This is a genomic window from Paenibacillus sp. J31P13, assembly GCF_056269295.1.
The window spans coordinates 1046144-1064440 of the sequence record NZ_JBWDNR010000001.1 but is presented as its reverse complement, the minus strand read 5'-3'; the positions used below and the strand labels follow the sequence as shown (position 1 = coordinate 1064440).

15 protein-coding genes and 1 other annotated feature are annotated in these 18297 nt (G+C 41.0%); of the genes, 8 read left to right on the top strand and 7 right to left on the bottom strand.

All coding sequences use genetic code 11. From position 1 onward, the window contains the following. The first annotated feature begins 173 nt into the window (after nucleotides 1-173). The 6 genes from AC0YOD_RS04870 to AC0YOD_RS04845 all read left to right on the top strand — a co-directional run bounded on the left by AC0YOD_RS04870 (nucleotide 174) and on the right by AC0YOD_RS04845 (nucleotide 9516). Nucleotides 174-2249, top strand: a complete 2076-nt coding sequence (locus AC0YOD_RS04870) for a right-handed parallel beta-helix repeat-containing protein (protein ID WP_475798098.1) — start codon at nucleotides 174-176, stop codon at nucleotides 2247-2249. Between the two features lie 30 nt (nucleotides 2250-2279). Beyond that, nucleotides 2280-4616 carry a helix-turn-helix domain-containing protein gene (locus AC0YOD_RS04865; RefSeq protein ID WP_475798097.1) on the top strand — a complete coding sequence of 779 codons (2337 nt, stop codon included), beginning with the start codon at nucleotides 2280-2282 and terminating at the stop codon, nucleotides 4614-4616. A 210-nt stretch (nucleotides 4617-4826) separates the two neighbouring features. After that, a complete protein-coding gene (locus tag AC0YOD_RS04860; RefSeq protein ID WP_475798096.1) occupies nucleotides 4827-5804 on the top strand; it encodes an ABC transporter permease in 978 nt (325 codons plus the stop codon). 17 nt (nucleotides 5805-5821) lie between these two features. Then, nucleotides 5822-6712, top strand: coding sequence for a carbohydrate ABC transporter permease (locus AC0YOD_RS04855; protein ID WP_475798095.1), 891 nt, complete (start codon nucleotides 5822-5824; stop codon nucleotides 6710-6712). A gap of 53 nt (nucleotides 6713-6765) precedes the next feature. Then, a complete protein-coding gene (locus AC0YOD_RS04850; RefSeq protein WP_475798094.1) occupies nucleotides 6766-8319 on the top strand; it encodes an ABC transporter substrate-binding protein in 1554 nt (517 codons plus the stop codon). A gap of 216 nt (nucleotides 8320-8535) precedes the next feature. Next, nucleotides 8536-9516, top strand: coding sequence for an NAD(P)H-quinone oxidoreductase (locus tag AC0YOD_RS04845; protein WP_475798093.1), 981 nt, complete (start codon nucleotides 8536-8538; stop codon nucleotides 9514-9516). Nucleotides 9517-9638: 122 nt separating this feature from the next. Here the strand turns inward: AC0YOD_RS04845 and AC0YOD_RS04840 are convergent, their stop codons facing one another. Beyond that, complete coding sequence (locus tag AC0YOD_RS04840) at nucleotides 9639-10136, bottom strand: NUDIX hydrolase (RefSeq protein WP_475798092.1); 498 nt, start codon at nucleotides 10134-10136, stop codon at nucleotides 9639-9641. Nucleotides 10137-10287: 151 nt separating this feature from the next. On the opposite strand from AC0YOD_RS04840, the gene AC0YOD_RS04835 reads away from it, so the two are divergent. Continuing rightward, nucleotides 10288-10779 carry a DinB family protein gene (locus tag AC0YOD_RS04835; protein ID WP_475798091.1) on the top strand — a complete coding sequence of 164 codons (492 nt, stop codon included), beginning with the start codon at nucleotides 10288-10290 and terminating at the stop codon, nucleotides 10777-10779. An 83-nt stretch (nucleotides 10780-10862) separates the two neighbouring features. Here the strand turns inward: AC0YOD_RS04835 and AC0YOD_RS04830 are convergent, their stop codons facing one another. The 3 genes from AC0YOD_RS04830 to AC0YOD_RS04820 all read right to left on the bottom strand — a co-directional run bounded on the left by AC0YOD_RS04830 (nucleotide 10863) and on the right by AC0YOD_RS04820 (nucleotide 14686). Next, a complete protein-coding gene (locus AC0YOD_RS04830; protein WP_475798090.1) occupies nucleotides 10863-11207 on the bottom strand; it encodes a hypothetical protein in 345 nt (114 codons plus the stop codon). Between the two features lie 120 nt (nucleotides 11208-11327). Further along, nucleotides 11328-12953 (bottom strand): S-layer homology domain-containing protein, encoded by a 1626-nt coding sequence (locus AC0YOD_RS04825; RefSeq protein WP_475798089.1) that lies wholly within the window; start codon nucleotides 12951-12953, stop codon nucleotides 11328-11330. 209 nt (nucleotides 12954-13162) lie between these two features. Then, complete coding sequence (locus AC0YOD_RS04820) at nucleotides 13163-14686, bottom strand: MDR family MFS transporter (RefSeq protein WP_475798088.1); 1524 nt, start codon at nucleotides 14684-14686, stop codon at nucleotides 13163-13165. Between the two features lie 353 nt (nucleotides 14687-15039). Between AC0YOD_RS04820 and AC0YOD_RS04815 the strand changes: the two genes are divergently transcribed. Beyond that, the gene (locus AC0YOD_RS04815) at nucleotides 15040-15477 is read left to right on the top strand and encodes a MarR family transcriptional regulator (protein WP_475798368.1); all 438 of its coding nucleotides are present in this window, start codon (nucleotides 15040-15042) and stop codon (nucleotides 15475-15477) included. 102 nt (nucleotides 15478-15579) lie between these two features. Here AC0YOD_RS04815 and AC0YOD_RS04810 read toward each other — a convergent pair whose 3' ends face one another. The 3 genes from AC0YOD_RS04810 to AC0YOD_RS04800 all read right to left on the bottom strand — a co-directional run bounded on the left by AC0YOD_RS04810 (nucleotide 15580) and on the right by AC0YOD_RS04800 (nucleotide 18291). Beyond that, complete coding sequence (locus AC0YOD_RS04810) at nucleotides 15580-16386, bottom strand: class I SAM-dependent methyltransferase (protein WP_475798087.1); 807 nt, start codon at nucleotides 16384-16386, stop codon at nucleotides 15580-15582. 59 nt (nucleotides 16387-16445) lie between these two features. Beyond that, nucleotides 16446-16671: a binding site (T-box leader), on the bottom strand. 430 nt (nucleotides 16672-17101) lie between these two features. Then, entirely contained in the window at nucleotides 17102-17578 is a 477-nt protein-coding gene (locus tag AC0YOD_RS04805; protein WP_475798086.1) for a GlcG/HbpS family heme-binding protein, read from the bottom strand. Between the two features lie 59 nt (nucleotides 17579-17637). Next, on the bottom strand, nucleotides 17638-18291 hold the full coding sequence (locus tag AC0YOD_RS04800) for a hypothetical protein (protein ID WP_475798085.1): 654 nt from the start codon (nucleotides 18289-18291) through the stop codon (nucleotides 17638-17640). Nucleotides 18292-18297 lie beyond the last annotated feature (6 nt).

Genomic DNA, 18297 nt, shown 5'->3' with positions numbered 1-18297 from the left:
GACATCTACGAATTGCTTGTTTTCTGTTGATCGAAGGTTAAGTTAACATGCGAGCGAGCGCCAGTCTACTGTGAAAATAACGATTAAGTGTACTTTATTTGAAAGCACTTGCATCCTATGCAGCATCAGTTTTATAACTATAATGTACAGTTTCTACTAGGGGGTTTTTTAGGATGAGTACGGTTTATTACGTAGCGAAGAACGGAAACGATAATGCTCAAGGAACATGTGATGAGCCATTCCTCACGATAAGAAAAGCGCAGGAAGAGATTCGTAAACAGATTGAAAATGGCATGAGCCAAAACGCCGAGGTTATCATCAGGGGCGGGCTCTATGAGCTTGATTCCCCGCTGCGTTTCGATGATAGAGATTCCGGCAGAAACGGCTTTATTGTTCGCTACTCAGCCTTCCCCGGAGAAGAAGCGGTGATCGCAGGCGGTAAACGAATAACGGGATGGACGCCATATAAAGGAAGCGTTTGGAAAACGAAGCTGGATGTAGGCTTACGCTTCCACACGCTTTATGCCGACGGAAAGCGAATCCAGCAAGCAAGACTGCCAGCAGTTGGTTATTTTGAAACGGCAAGCCTTATTGGACATGGTGATGAGGAACAGGCTAATAAACGTGGAATCAGCTATCACTCGGAAGACCTCCCTGCCCAATATGATCTTAGGGAAGCGCAGGTATTTGTCTGGCCAGGTGAAGGAGAATGGAATTGGTTCTCCGAAACGAAGCCAGTTGCTTCTGTTCAAAAGGATGTGCGGCAGCTGCTGTTCGAGAGTCCTTCCACTTGGGCGATTGGCGCTGGTTCGCGGTATTATATTCAAGGCTCCTTGGACTTCCTCCAAGTGCCAGGTCAATTCCATCTCGATTCCACTACAAGCACGCTCTATTACTATGCTCCGGAAGACATCACAGACCCTAATCAGCAGATCATTATCGCTCCAACGGTTAAGCGACTGCTGGACATCAATGGCAAAAGTCCAAATAAACCTGTACGAAATCTTCACTTTTCAGAGCTTAGCCTTAGCAGTACTGATTTTTTCCGCGAATACCGCATGATGGATGATAATGTGGAGCAGGATGAGCATCGCGAGGGCTTGATTTATTGCAATAACGCCGAGCATATTCAAATATTAGGCTGCAAGCTCGAGCAAGCCGGAAGCTGCGGCATCTATTTGGATCGCTGCGCCAAGAACATAATGATCAACGGAAATGTTATCCGCCAATTCGGGTACACCGGCATCTGCTTAAACGGTTTCGCGCCTGGCTTCGGACCATTCGACAGCGCTTATGCCTCCTTTACAAACGGTAACCATACGATTACGAATAACCGAATCGAGGATGGCGGTCAACTGATCGGACATGGCTGCGGGATCCTGCTCTACCAGAGTGGACATAACCAAATCATGAATAATGTGATTGCCAATATGCCAAGATACGGAATTTCAATGAAGGGGCTCCGTTATAAAGCGATGCCCGCTGAGCTTTACGGTATTCCAGTTACGTGGGAGAATCATTGGGATTTCCTTCACAGCAGAAATAACTATATAGCTTACAATGATATTTCGATGGTTATGACAGACAGCCAGGACGGCGGCATGATTGAGGCTTGGGGAGTCGGCAGAGGCAATGTCATTCACAGCAATTACTTGCATGACAGCGGCATCCATTTCTCCTTTGGTTTCGGCATTTATTTGGATGATGCTGCGGATGATTTCACTGTGACCAACAACATTATAACCCGCTTATACAGCACGGGCGAGGGCAAGCTTTGGATGCTTATTTTCTCGAAGGGCATCGGCAATCGGATCGTTAACAATCTGCTTGCCGCAAACCCTGATGCAATTTCTGCTATCGGATCTCAGGAGATGGCTGGCGAAGAGAACAAGCATATCGAAATCGCATGTAATATCATTTACAATTCCGGTTATCTATATTATTTTGTTAATTATAGCGAGGAAAGGTTTGCTTCAGCTGACCGCAACCTCTATTGGAACAACGGTACGACATGCAAGGTAGCTGGCTCTCTGCCGCTTACCGCAAACGGAGAAGACACTCTTGGCAGAGCGGAATACGATTGGGAACAATGGCGCTCTATCTCCAACGGCAAATACGACGAAGTAACGATTCATGCTGAGCCTTCATTCCTGTCTGCGGAAAAAGCTGATTACCGTCTGAAGCCCGGGTCGCCTGCTTACCTTCTTGGCTGGAGCGAAATCGAATTCAATAAGATTGGTCTGCAATAATAGAATGTTTGTACAGGGGGCTTGGATCGGATGAAGGTATTCGGATTTTATAAATCCAAAAAATATTTGCAGCGGGTCATGTTCTCCATTATGGCATCCATGGTCGTTGTACTCGTTGCATCATCGGTATCCAATACGTATATTTTAGAGAAATCGGTTAAAAGCATTCAGGAGGAATCCAACCTTAAGGTACTCTCGCAGATTCAATACAACCTTTCCTACATGAACGATATCATTACAAGGCTTTCAAACTTCGTCTATCGTGACCATTTTCTTATTCCGCTTATGTTTAATGATGATTTGCCGAAAATGGATCTGATTCGCGGTCATCGCCAAATGTCGAATATTATGGAGAGCTCGTCTTTCCTTCATTCCATGGTCATCTATAACAAATCACAATCCAAGCTGTATGGTACTAGCAGCAGTCTGCTCTTAGACGGAGGTGTAATGGATAATCGGATTAGAAGCTTGCTGCTAAACGCCAAGGAGCCTCAGCCTACCAATCGACTTATCCCCATGAGCCTGCAGCAGAATGATGGAAGAATCGATACGTTTGCCTTTATCGTGACCGATTCATTGAAACCGTTTACAATCAATCAATCCGCTATCATTTTATTTATTAAATCCGATTGGGTATTCGAGAGCTTGAAAAAAATGAATGTAGCTAGCGACCGGGATCAAGGCGAGATCTATATTCAAACGCAGGATGGAACGCTTTTATCCTCCGATCCAAATGCTACATTTACTTCCGAGCAAGCACAAACGCAGGTCAAAGAGCTTATAGATTCCCATAAAGAAAATGATAACCGCTCTTCCGGATTTTTTATTGGAGAGCTTTCTGGATTGAAGGAAATGATTACCTTTATGGATGACGGCATTGGATCCTGGACGATTCTTTATATTCAGTCTTATGACAAAATGATGAGTGAAGTGACCCATACTCGCAATCAATCCTTGCTGATCTCCGGCATTTTTCTGCTCCTTGCGATCGGATTGTCGATAGGACTTTCCTACAAGCTTTACAATCCCATTGAAAATATGCTGAAACGCATCCGTCCCCATCTTCCAGACGAGAAACAAGATCGCCTTGGCACTGGCGACGAGCTGTTACTTATGAGCGACAATTATATGAAGCTTTCAGAGAAGTTGAATGAGATTAGTTCCGAACAAATTGTAAGCAAATATTATATTAGAAGGTTTTTGTCCGATAGTCAGCTATTCTCGGATCATGACATTCAGCATTTGATTGAGAAGCATGATCTCAACATCTCCGTCAAGGATCAATTACTCGTCTGTGTTCTGAAGATCGATCATTTCTCTACTTTTGGTAACGGTTTGACAGGTGCCTCCAATAAGCTATACAACTTTGCAATTATCAACATCGCTCAAGAAATAATGGGCAGTCATTATCCATGTGAAGCAGTCGAGATCAGAGGCGACCACATCGTACTCATTTTGTCACCAAGCGCTGATGATTTGGGCAGCCTCTTTCAGCAAGTCATACCTCATCTTAAAGAAATTCAAGAGACAATCGAGCGCTTTTACAACATATCATTGTCTTGCGGCATCAGTGATGTCATTTCCAACTATTCATTTCTGTCGACGGCCTATACGCAAGCGCTGCGCTTCAGCCAATATATGATCATAAAAGGTCGTAAAGCCATTATCTCATCAGAGAATATTAAGGATAATCTTTCAAGCAAACAGCTATCGTTGCCTGACGCAACGGAGAAGAAGCTGACAGAAGCGCTCAAGAAAGGTCAACTGACGAATGCAGGCAATGAGCTTGAGAAAGCTTTTTCTCTTATTGCAGAGTTCCAATATGATGATATGATTCGCGCGGTTTCCAATCTTGCTTGGGTGATAAAAAATGCAGCCAGTGAAATAAACGAAAATCGAATCGTCAACTTCTCTGTTGACCTTGATTATATTCATCAAATTACACAGGAGAAGGAAACCTTAGAGGAGATGTACCTCTCCCTCCTGTCGCTCTGCGCCAAAATTTGCGAGGGTCAGCGCCCTGCCAATATGGAACGGAATGAAATGATGCTTGAAACGGTAAAAGAACTCATTGAGCAGAAATTTGCTGATATTAATTTAAGCCAGCAATCCATTGCGATGAGTGTTAAGCTATCCTCTGCATACATCGGCAAGCTGTTCAAAGAAAACTATAACATGTCGATTACCGAATATATTAATGAGGTTCGGCTGAATCATGCGCAATCGCTGCTGGAAAGGAACAACTATACGATTACGGAAATTATGGAGAAATGCGGATATGCCAACCAAAGCTACTTCTTCCGCTTGTTCAAAGGAAAAGTAGGCAGCACGCCTAAGGAATACCGAATGAAGAAATCGATCTCATAAACTTCAAATTTTAGCCTAATAGACCCTTCACCCACTACTTACAGTGGGTGAAGGGTTTTCCATTTACCGTAATCTCTACGAATTTTCACAAAATCTAATATTTTACACCTATGTATTACAGTAATTCGCAAAACCTATCCTACCCATCGTCCAATCCCCATGGCATGATTGGCATCATAACAGGAACGCTTCAGATGGAGGAGATCATTAGTGGCCAAATCAGAACCGGAAGCCTCGGGTCTAAAGATGCCTAGCACGCAAAGCAAGCCAGGATGGCTTCACAGGGAATGGAAGCACTTGAAAAAAAATCGGGAGCTGCTGCTGCTTTCCTTGCCCGGCATATTATTTAAATTTGTAATCGCCTACATTCCTATGATCGGACTCATTCTTGCCTTTAAGTATTTCAGGTATGATCAAGGCATTTTTGGCAGCAAATGGGTCGGATTCGATAACTTTGAGTTTTTGTTCAAAGCGCAGGATGCCATCCGCATAATACGCAACACCTTGCTTTACAACATTTCGTACATTGTGCTTGGAACCGTAGCCGCCCTGCTGCTGGCCCTGCTTCTTAATGAGCTAAGCGGCAAGCTGATCAAAATTTATCAGACGACGATGTTTTTACCGTACTTTATTTCCTTTGTACTCGTCGGCTACATTACGAACGCCTTTCTCGACCATAAAGGCGGTTACCTGAATACGATTATCAGCTGGATCGGCTTTGAACCGCATAAATGGTATTTAGAGACAACACCTTGGATCTTTATCCTGCCACTAGTCGCATTATGGAAAGGAATCGGCTTCTCAACACTTGTCTATTATGCCGGCATTACCGGCATCAGCACAGATTATTACGAAGCCGCTAGACTTGACGGTGCTTCTCGCATTCAGATGATGTGGCGCATCACACTGCCGCTGCTTAAACCGCTCGTTATCATTTTGTTCATTTTGGGACTGGGCAATATATTCCGCGGCGACTTCGGCTTGCATTATTTCGTTCCGAATAACGTAGGCCCAAACTTCCCGACAACCGATATTATCGACACGTACGTATATCGCGCCCTTACTAAGCTAGGCGACATTAATTCCGCAGCAGCAGTCGGATTCCTGCAATCAGTGGTTGGTTTAATTACGGTTGTATCCGCCAATTATCTGGTGCGCAGAACGGATAAAGATAATGCGCTCTTTTAAAAATGGAGGAATCACACATGCCAACTATAAGAAAATTCAATCTGATGAATGGGCTCATAAATGTCTTTCTTTCTGTTCTGTGCCTGATGATTGCCCTTCCGTTCTTACTCGTTGTCATCATCTCGCTTACCTCTGAGAATAGTCTTGTACAGAATGGCTATCAATTTCTGCCGCAGGAATGGAGCATGGAAGCTTATCGGATCGTTTTCCAAAAGCCGGATCCTTTAATTAAAGGTTATCTCGTCACCATACTCATTACGGTTATCGGCACCGTACTCTCTCTTCTCCTGACGGCCATGACCGCGTATCCCATCTCGCGCATGGATTTTCGCTACAATAGACCGATCACCTTTTATATTTTTTTCACCATGTTGTTCAACGGGGGGCTTATTCCGTTCTATATCATGATGACGCAATACTTGCATTTGAAAAACTCTCTTCTTGCTCTCATCCTACCGACGTTGCTCAGCCCCTTCAATATTATGATTATGAAGGGTTTCTTGGACAAAATCGGCAAAGAAATTATTGAATCGGCAAAGGTTGACGGAGCCAAAGAATTCCGGATTTTCTTCCGTATCATTTTGCCGCTGGCTACTCCCGCACTGGCAACGCTTGGCTTGTTCATCTCCTTCGGCTATTGGAATGAATGGTTCTATGCGCTGTTGTTTATCGACAATGACAAGTATATTCCGCTGCAATTGCTGCTTGTGCGCATTTTGTCTCAAATCGAGTTTTTGGCTAATTCTCCACTTGCCCAGGTAGCCGATAAGCTAGCTTATGCGAATTTTCCAACATTATCTGTCCGAATGGCTATGGCCATTCTTGCTGGCGGACCGATGCTCATTATATTTCCTTTCTTTCAGAAATATTTCGTGAAGGGTATTACAGTAGGTTCCTTGAAAGGATAAGGAGCGACTATTGTGCCATATAAAAAAACATCTTTTAAACGGAGGGTTCAAACGTGAAAAAAACAAAAGCAGCCTTACTGGTTAAATGCTTTGCGCTCATGCTCTGCCTAGCAATCGTCGCAGCATGCTCTAACAACGGCAACACACCGGCAAATTCCAATAAGCCGAGCAACGCTCCTGAAAAGTCGCCTGAAGCAGCAGCTTCTGAAGAACCTGCCCTGCCTGAGGTTAAGTTAACCTTTATCTATCCAGTATCTGCTAATCCTGGTCCAGATCAAAAGCTCGTCAACGATGAGATCAACAAATATTTGAAAGAAAAAATAAATGCGACGGTTGATCTTAAGCCCCTCACCTTCGACGAGTATGAGCCTAAACTGAATGCCATGCTTGCAGCTGGCGAGAATTTCGACTTAGCATGGAGCTCGAAGGGATGGCTCGGCAACTACCAGCCTTATATCGACCGAGGCGCTTATCTTGAAATTACGGAAGATATGATTAGTAAGTATGCATCAGAAGCGCGCGCTAATATTCCTGATAAATTTTGGCCAGATATGCTTGCTGTCGATGGAAAAGTATACGGCTTCCCGATCTATCAAGTTGCTGCCAAATCAAAAAGCTTAGCGATTCAGAAGCGCTTTATCGACAAATATAACCTTGACGTCAGCACAATCCAAAACTATAAAGATATCGAACCATTCTTGAAAACGCTCAAGGAAAGTGAGCCAGGCATTATTCCGCTTGGTCTAGCCCAAAATTCATGGGGCTTATTCACTGACCGTACAAAAGTTGGCGAAGGTCTCCCGCTTAGCTATGCGAAGGACGATGCGTCGCTCAAATATATTAGCAACCTGCAAATACTCGATGAGAAAAAAGCTTATTTCGACGACATGCGCCGCTGGTATCAAGCCGGATACATCAACGAGGATGCCCCAATCATCCAAAATATCAATGATTTGAAAGGCAAAGGAAATGTAGCTGTCTCACTTGAATTCACATCGAAGCCAGGCGGTGAAGTCGGGGAAATGGCTGTTAACGGCGGTAACGAGGTCGTATACGTGCCTATTTCCGACAGTTACTTCACAGGCATTGCAGGTGCAATGCACGTTATCAACAAAAGCTCCAAAAACCCTGAGCGCACGCTGATGCTGATCAACCTGCTTAATACAGACAGCTATCTTTACAACCTGATTTGCAACGGAATCGAAGGTAAGCATTACAACAAGATTGACGACAAAAATATCGAACCTATCAAGGATTCTGGATATGCGCCAAACGGCGACTGGGTGTTCGGCAACCAATTTAACGCATATCTTAAACCAGGCCAGGCTGCAGATACATGGGAGAGAACGATCGCGCTAAATGACAACGCTATTGTACCTGCAACGAGTGGATTTGGCGTAAATGAGGAGAACATTAAAGCAGAGATTGCTAACATTACAGCCGTTAACAACGAGTATCAAGTAGCACTCGAATCCGGTTCAGTTGATCCTGCCAAGGAGCTTCCAAAATACAAAGATAAGTTGATTGCTTCTGGCCAAGAAAAGATCCAGAAAGAAACAGAAGCACAGTGGGAGAAATTCAAGACGGAAAAAGGGCTTGTAAAATAATATTTAAAAATAGCAGCTAATTTTATAAAGGCCCAAAAGTATTAGAATTAATTCGAGCCCACCTCTATCAAGCAAAAAATGGCTGTGCGGGTTATATACCTGCACAGCCATTTCACATCAATCACATTCCTCAATGTGACAACTACGATCAACTTCTATATAATTCAGAATGACAAAAAATCTATGCGAAAATGCATTTAGGAGTAGAAACCAACTATGAAATGTGTTGTAGCAAAAAAACCAGGCGGTGCCGAACAACTTGAAGTTATTGATTTACCAAAGCCTATTGCCGCAAAAGGCGAATTACTTATAAGCGTCCATGCAACAGCGATAAATCGTACAGATATTTTAATGCGTGAAGGAAAAACGGGATATGTAACAAATCCGATCATTGGTGTTGAAATTGCAGGCACAGTCGTTGAAGTAAATGGAGAAAGCTCTTTCTCTATTGGTGATAAGGTGATGGGACTTGTCAATGGAGGCGGTTATGCGGAGTATGCAGTTATGCCAACCGATCGTGCTATGAAACTGCCGAATTCCTTTACTTTTGAGGACGCAGCTGCCATTCCAGAGGTATTCCTTACTGCGTATCAGACTCTAATTTGGATCGGTAAGCTTCAGGAAAATGAAACCGTGCTAATCCACGCAGGTGCAAGCGGAGTTGGGACAGCAGCTATTCAATTGGCAAAAAAGCTATGTAACGCCAACGTTATCGTTACTGCTGGCTCCAAGGAGAAGCTTGATTACTGCCAATCGCTAGGCGCCGATGTTCTTATCAATTACAAAGAGCAATCCTTCGATAAAGAAATTCATGATGCTACTAACGGCAAAGGTGTTGATCTGATTCTAGATTTTATCGGTGCAGACTATTGGGATAAAAACTTGTCGAGCCTTAAAGTGGATGGTCGTTGGATACTTATTGGCATTTTAAGCGGAGGTGAAATCGAAAAGGTTAATTTATTTGACCTGATGTTAAAACGAATTCAACTAACAGGGACTTTATTAACCCCAAGAAGCGATGAATACAAATCTCGTTTAACAAATGAGTTCTCAACAATCGTAACTCCTTATTTTGAGCGCGGCGAAATAATACCTGTTGTTGACAAGATATATCCCATTGAGAAAGTTGGCGAGGCTCACAAGCGTATGGAGGAAAACCGTAACATCGGGAAGATAATCCTTCAAGTGAGAAAATAATACAACTATTTTAAAATAGATCCACTGAAGAAGTTGATACCGCATTCCAGACGATCTCTTTTGTTTGCGACGCCTGAAATGCGGTATTACTCATTTATTTTCACCCTGTTATTAAAGAATTTTCAAGACTTATTTCTATAATCGAACTGTTCTGTAACTAAAGGTAGTGTTCTTGTACGTATCCATTTAATCGCTTGTAGTACCAATGGAGATGAGTTGTCTAAATTTAGGTTTTCTAAGGATATCCAAAGCGCTCCATTAGAATCTTGACCTTCAAATATTTCTATAGGACTGATTTGTTCCAAAGGGTCAACACAAGCTTCATATAGAATGGCGATATGATGTAAATACTCAACTGTGTTATTCTCTACTGTCCATAATACAAAAAAATCGCTAACACCAATACTTTTAAGATCTGTAACCGTATACCTTGTTTCCTCAAGAAACTCTCTGATAACACCTTGCTCTAGCGATTCCATCGTCTCTAATCGTCCACCTGGCAAATCAAATTTACCCCTGTATGGACCTAAAGCTTTTCTTATAACTAACAACCGATCATTAGTTACGCTAATTCCGTAAACACCTAAATGTCGATAAAAATTTTCTTTAAAATTATCCATATCCTAATTCCTCCTATTTAAATATATCTCCGCTGCATATCTTATTCATCCTAATTCCTGTCTGAGGATAATGTAATAAATAGTACCAAGTCATAGTACCTTGTTATATAATTATGGTTGAAATTACCATTATCTTATGGAGGTGATAAGTATGGCTGATTTTAAAGAAAACTTATTTACAACTAGAGAGAAATTGTTAAATGAGATCTCAGTGCTAAATGACGAAGAATTCAATCGTACATTTGAGATTGAAAAGTGGAGTATCGCTCAGATTTGTCATCACTTATGGAAAACAGAAACTTTGTTCAGAAAAGCAATATTATTCGGTCTTGATCAAGGGATATCATCCAAAACAGAACGAAAACCTATTGAAGTTGTATCAGATATGTCTACGAAATATCCAGCACCTAAGGTTTCAGAACCTGGCTCGGGACCATTTCAAGTTGCACAGATCATTCAGTTATTAAGCGAATCAAGAACTAAAATCAAGGAAGTTTTTGATAAAATTGATGATACATCCATTTTGAAGGAATTCGCTGTGAATCATCCTAGGTTTGGTGATTTGCCTTTAGATCAGTGGATTGAACTGCTATATTTACACGAGCAACGACATATCGAACAAATAAAAGATTTAAAACGTTAGTTTAATTAATCGCTTTTAATTGGGAGATGTTCTCTTTTCAGATTGGCCACTAGTTACTAACAATGATTTATCCGATAGATTATTTAACTAATAATAAAATAGTCATCAAAAATTTGACCATCAAGTGTAAAGAGCGTTTTATATAGGCCGAGTTTTCTCTCCTTATAGACAATCGGGATGTAGGACGTTATATAATCATAACCATAAGAGATCAATTTATTTGCATTTGATTCATCCCATTTGTCAATGAATAGTGCTACACTTTCCAATTTAACTGTAAGTAATTCAGCATCAAAATGATCACCAAACACTTGTTGAAATTCTTCAGGATCGTCTTGTTTATAGCTGTTCATATTTAACCAATAACCTTCAATGCTCTTATTTTCAATGTCATATTCCATTGCCCATTTTCGAAAATCGTTAATCATTAACTATATCACCTCTAGTCAGGTTTAAGGTTTCTAAGTCATTTAAGATAAAATAGGACAGAGCAATGTCATTCACTGCTCTATCCTATTTTTTAATTATTTTAAATTCCGCATGCAAATTTATTTATTAAACGAGGAAACGGTTGTCCAGTCTTCATCTGTTAGTTGGTTAATCTGCCATAACGCCACACCGCGAAGACCGAATTCTTTGGCTAAACGCAATTTGGCTTGAATACTCTTCGAATTCTCATACCAAAGTAAATGCGAGCCTCTATCATCGGTAAAGGTTATTTTATTTAAGAAATATGGCAGCTGCATACTAGATTGCGTTCCTGCAGTTGTAATTCGACTTTCTACTGAAGCAATTGCAGGTGATTTGAAAAACTCTATTGTTCCATCCGTCTTCGTAGTCCATTGGTTAGCCTGCTTTGAAATACCAAGCATCAGCTTGTCTGCAGGTATATACGAAAGTATTTTCTTTACTGATTCGCCAACTAAGGTAAGCGGCGCAGACGGCAGCCCACTCTCGGCATGTGTAAATTCATAAGCCATAAGAACAACTTGATCAGCTAGCTCCCCGATCTTTTTATAATCATAGCCTGAATAATAATAAGAAGGCGGAACAACGACAGTCATCGTTATCTCACTGCTAAGTTCATCCTTGATTGCACGAAGCAAGTCCATTAATGGCTCTTTGTAGGTTGCTGGCACTAGACCCTCAAAATCGATTGCCACGCGATCAAAACCATACAAAGGATTAGCCATCACTTCACCGACTGAGACGGAAAATGCTTTGCGAGCATCAGCATCCAGAAGGAATTCACCAAGCTTTTGTAACGTAGTGTTTCCAAAGATCATAAGTGTTTTTGTGGATTCACTTGTCTTTGCTGCAGTAATCGTCTGATTCCAATCACTAGGGAGTGACATGGCAACCGATGCCTTTCCTGCGCCTTGATAATCTAGCTTAGCCCAATCAAAGATAATCTCATCAGCGGAACTGAATCTCTCAAGCTTTTTGTATGGCCCACCTGCAGCATAAAACGCTGAAATTTCAAGCTGATGGTCCGCGCTGCGGAAGCCGATCATTCGGTCTACAATTGCAGCTGCTTCACGTCGTGACAAGGACTTTTTAGGAAGAAACATTCCTTTATTGTCCCCTTGCATAATCGAATCGGAATACGTCCGCAACACATAGGGAGCGAGTGTCTTATCTATTTGATTCATGTCAGCAAAGGAGGCTTGCTTACTAGCTTCCACCCAACCTGTTTCTAACCACTGCTGTTTCTCCTCTGTGGTTTTTCCTTGCAGCAGTGCAAAAGAGGTTAATGCCGCTACTTCCTCGCGTTTAATGCTTTGACTTGGATTGAATTTACCATTCACAATCAGCATATCCAACCAACCGGCGTCAAACGCCTGCTTAATAAAGGTATAAGACCAACGATCCTTAGCAACGTCAGATAGTACGGTTGACTTCTCTTTATCTATCACTGGCTTTACAGACTCCACCAACAACTTAACAAACGCCTCTCTCGTAAGTTCAGCATTAGGCTTAAAGGTTCCATCTTCATATCCAGAAACAACGCCAAGTGCGACCAAACGATAAATAGATTCAGCTGCCCAGTCCTTCTCCGGCACATCACGATAAAGTTTCAACTGTGCATCATAAGCAAATGCCTGCATGGATGTTCCCAACAAAAACAACATTAAAAGTCCAATTATAATCGTCGTTTTTCCCCGTAACTTCACTAAATCCCTCTCCCTTAATAGTAGAGTCTCTACTCTATCATTTTTATTTGATAGAATCATAACTCATTACCCATTAAAAGTCTAATAGACCCATTTTTTAGTGGGAGGCTTAAAGACGCGTGATATTAATCCCATTATTATTCAAAACCAATTTAATACTTGAAAAAGCCTCGCTACTGGGTAGCGAGGCTCTTTGCTTATTAAGCTTTTTAATGTGAAGGTGTATACTCTTCCAGCTCGGAAGCCGGATCGAACTTTTCTTTGCTCATGGCAATTGCTGCCACGAGTGCAATGACGGCAGGAATAATTGCCCAAGCAAAAGTATGAACGAGCGATGAGGAAAGCGCCTCTGTAATCTTATCAAGAATTTGAGTTGGAATTTGCTCTCTTGTTCCCGGAGTCAAAATTTTACTCGGATCACTAAGATCAACACCTTCCGGCATTTGGTCACTGCTGCTGAACTTAGTAGCTAATTTATTTATAAAAACATGACTTTGAACAATACCAAATACTGTAATCCCTAGCGTCATTCCTAGTTCCCGCGTGAAGCTAAGAGTAGAACTTGCAGATCCCCGCTGTCTTGCTGTAAAACCATGGATCGCCGCATTACTTAGTACAGAGAATGATGCCCCTATTCCAAGACCGACCAGAATCATAAAGATGGTAACCATAAAACGAGAAGAATCTGTCGTTAATGTTGTAAGCAGAACCATCCCTAGAACCAGCAGAGCTAATGTCGAAATCATAATAGTGCGGTAGTTAAACTTACTAAGTAAGATTCCTCCGCCCGCGGCAGTAACGACAGATCCGAGCATCATCGGAAGCAGAACTAGCGCCGATGTCGTTGCCGAGCCGCCAAATACGCCTTGGATGAAGATTGGAATATAGACAGATGCAGTAATAAACGCGGCTCCGCTAAATATTGCCATAATATTACTAGTTGAATATAGACGATTTTTGAACATGCCGAAGGTAATAATTGGTTCTTCAGCACGTCGTTCAATGAAAACAAAACTTATAATAAGCACTGCAAAAGCTGTGAATAAACCGATAATCATGCTGGAATCCCAAGCATATTCCTTACCGCCAAGCTCAATCGCGAACATCAGACACAGGATTGAAGCTACTAGTGTAAAAGCGCCAAGGTAGTCGATTTTTTGTTTTGAATGCTCGATAGATTCTTTGTAGAAAAAAGCAATCATAAAGAATGCAATAACACCTACAGGCAAGTTGATATAGAAGATCCATGACCAATGGATATAGTCTGTAATATAGCCTCCAATAAGCGGGCCAAAGATACTGGAAATACCGTAAGCGGCACCGAATAACCCACCTATTTTGCCACGTTTTTCTGGAGAAACCACATCGAACATGATTGTGAATGCGATTGGTACCAGAGCTCCGCCCCCAATACCCTGTATAGCCCGATAAATACTAAGCTGCACGATAGATTCTGCTGTACCACATAAAGCAGATCCGATCATAAATACGATAATACCGAAGATAAAGAAGCGCTTGCGTCCATACATATCTGATAGTTTACCGAAAATCGGCATACCTGCCATCTCTGCAACCATATAAGCAGAGGTGACCCACATTAGCTTATCAAAGCCGCCTAGATCCCCAACTATTGTTCCAATTGCAGTCGCTGTTATCGTGTTATCCATCGATGCCATAAGAGTAGCTAGTAGCAAAGCCACGATGATAACCACAACATTATTTTTTTTTGCCATTATTTCTTGGTCCCTCCACATTGTTCATTTCTAATTCAATTACAATTCCTCACACAATTTGCAGTTATTCTTTGTGAGCGTTGAAGTATTTTTCAATTTGATCACCTCCTAGATATGTCGGTTCCCATACGTACATATCTCCATCAAGAGTATTGCCTTATGTCATTAGAGCTGCTAACTCCATTAAACCCCTTTGCATATTATTAATAATTCCTATACAATAAACTTAAATAATAGCTCGTTTATCAAGTATCTTGATTGTCAAGATAATAATATATTAAAAGGAGGTCTGTATTTTGTCAAGCCAAAAACAAGATCAAATAACAGATCAACATGAACAATTCATTTCACTCATGCGAGGACTGGGAACAAGGACTGTACTTTATCAACAATATATATCTGCCTCACTTGGGCTATACAATAATGATTTTTTATCCATAGATATCCTAAATGAAAAAGGTCCAATCACCGCCGGTGAGTTGTCAAAATTAACAGGTCTAGCTACAGGCAGCATTACCGCTTTAATTGATCGGCTAGAAAAAATCGGGTATGTTCGCAGAGAAAATGATCCCAATGACCGTCGCAAAGTAATTATTGTCCCCATTTATGAACAGAAAGAAGGGTTCAGCAATACGTATCTCCCTATTGAAACAGCGATGGTTAAACTGGCCTCCTCTTATACGGCTGATGATTTGACTCTTATTACTCAGTTTTTAAGCAAAGCAAGTACGGTCATTGAAGAGCAAATTCATGATCTCAGCTCCACTACAAACAGTAAATCTTCAACCTGATCCATTTCAAAAAATAAAAAGGACGCTACTCCGAGAGTCGATTGACTTCGAAATAACGTCCTTTTTCACTGAAAAAAACATGAAACTAGAAAATATAATCATTTACTTCCTTTTACCTATATATAGAAGATGAGAAGAAACGCCCAATACGGACGGATCATTAGCAGAACTAATAAGAAAGTTAATCAACTTGTCATATTCGCCTTGGTCAGTCCAATACTGTTTTTGCTCATTTGTCAGCAAAGCTCCAATACTAGATGAACCAATTAAATCAATGGTTTGAAATCCATGTTTCTCCATGAAAGGTTTTATTTCATCAATGTTGAAATAATAAGCTCCTGTAAATCTACCTTTATCATTATGATTGAAAACCCCATCTTCATCAAACTTATGAATGGTATCCATATTGTCATTTGGCTTCCAATATTGCGGGAATTGTAATGATGTAATTGTCATTCTCATTCGACTTTGAAATGCAACAAATACGATGCCATTACACTTTGTCACACGAAATAGTTCTTTAACTGCTGAAACCCGTTCCTCTTCTTTTTGCAAATGATACAAAGGGCCTAGCATAAGAGAAGCATCAAACATCTCATCTGCTATTCCATCTAGATGCGTAGCATTCAGTACATGAAAACCATTAAATTGTTCATTTAATCCTAATTCAGATACTTTATGCTTAGCTGTTTCAACTAACTTAGGTGTAAGATCAGATAGGGTTACGTTATACCCAAGTTTCGCCAACTCAATTGCATATTTCCCTGGTCCTGCACCATTATCAAGCACAAAACGAGATGTAGCTAAATACTGTTTTATATAATACATATTAATAGTAAACTCAAGCGGCTCCCTATCCAACCTTCCCCACTCATCAAATTGGGAGTAATAATCAATAACGTTTTCCATCAACCAAACACCTGCCTTATAAGTTTTTTTTGTTGAAAACAGAAAAAACCTATCGCCTACAAAGAGGCGATAGGTTTAACCTTCGCGGTACCACTCTTCTTAAACATTGTTTTAATGATAAAACAATGAATCTTAGAACCCGATTACGGAGGGTTAGCCGTTAAGATCTACTTCATTCAATCTTACCGCTTATAGGCGAGTTGGGGAATGTATTGACTGTCTCGCACCAACCGACAGCTCTCTGTGCAATAGTTATTCCTTAATAATCCCATTCATTGCGTTTAGTCCGTATTGTATTTTGACAAAGTATACATTTTCCAAATAACACCTGTCAATTAAAACTTATTTCAAAAATTTAAGAAGCACTTCTTGATTTTTCTTAATCATCTATTATTGAAACTCTTATTTGCAATGCTAATGTCCTAGTGCTGCTTGTAATGGATGGTGTATTTCAAGTTAAATTGGAGGGTTACAAGATTTACGGGTCGCTTTACGATATAAGTATTCACAAATAGAAAGGATGACAAGAAATGATTTCCTTCTTGACTTTATGTGCATGCTTCGTCGGCGGCATCATTTATATTTTAATAGCAGGTATGGGTATTATTAGAGACGATGAAATTGAACAAAACGAAATAGTTATGAAGTTCAAACACCTTCGCTAACAAATAAAAAAGCAAGCCATGGGCTACCTGCCTTTAGGCTTGCTTTTTATTTATCTATACAACTGCACCGAACCAATTCGAGCGTTGATATTCGTATTTGGTTCTTGATTATTTGCATTCATCATCTCGAAAGCTTGAACGGCTGCACTTGCGACCTCAATGTCTTGTGCGCTGCTTCCCCCGCTAATGCCGATACCGCCAACAATATGGCCTTCACTCACTAAAGGAATACCTCCTCCTAAGATGACCACCCTTCCGTTGTTTGTCGTGTTAATACCAAAAGAAGGTCCCCCAGGAAGTGCTGCTTGCGCCAGATTTGCTGTAGGCATTTGCAAACTTACACTCGTCCAAGCCTTATTCTTAGAAATTTCAATACCTGCAATACGTGCATGATCCATTCTTAGAAAAGCAACCAAATTCCCACCATCATCAACAATTGCAATATTACTAGATAGCCCCATTTGGCGGGATTTTTGTTCAGCAGCAACCAATAAACGTTTTGCTGTTTCCAAAGTAAGCTTAGTCAAGCCCCCACTCCTTTCCATATACAGCTACAATATGACGAAGATGTAGGAATCGTGATAGCCTAACGCTTCATTTCAAAATTTTTACGAACGGATTCATTTATTTTCTTTTTCATATGTTCAGGTAAATGATTAAAACAATACTTCATTTTATCACGATTAAGATTAGGTACTTGACCAAGCAGCTCCCACTCGTCAGTAGTTAGTTCTATTCCACATTTAATACACTGGTGAAAGGCATTGGTTAAAGGTTGAACAGCGACACCACTCTGATGAACACTAGGATTCTGATCTTCCTTTAATAAGTGCCTTAGAGCTGGGTTGCCTCCCCACTCTTTATAAGGCGCTAAATCCTTCCAGCCCATTTGGAAGCTGTCCATCGCACTTAAAAAAGCTTCATTAACTGCTTTATCTACAGCCAAAGTAATTTTATTTGGTTCATTTGATGGATCGCCATCAATTGGTGAAAAACCATAACCTTCTCGAAAATGTGGATCAATCGTAATACGGACAACTGCTTTAACATACCTGTAGTTAGCATTGATCTCCAGGTCTTTAATTTCTTTATTCCACTGGCTTTTTGTAGCTGATTCTAGTCGGTCTGTGTACACTTGGTTAGGAATATAAGGTCGATGGTTATCTGAACGAAATTGAACGGTGCCTTCGGGGAATCTGCCTTTTAGTTCAGATATGATTTTATTATACCTTTCCTCCACTAGTCT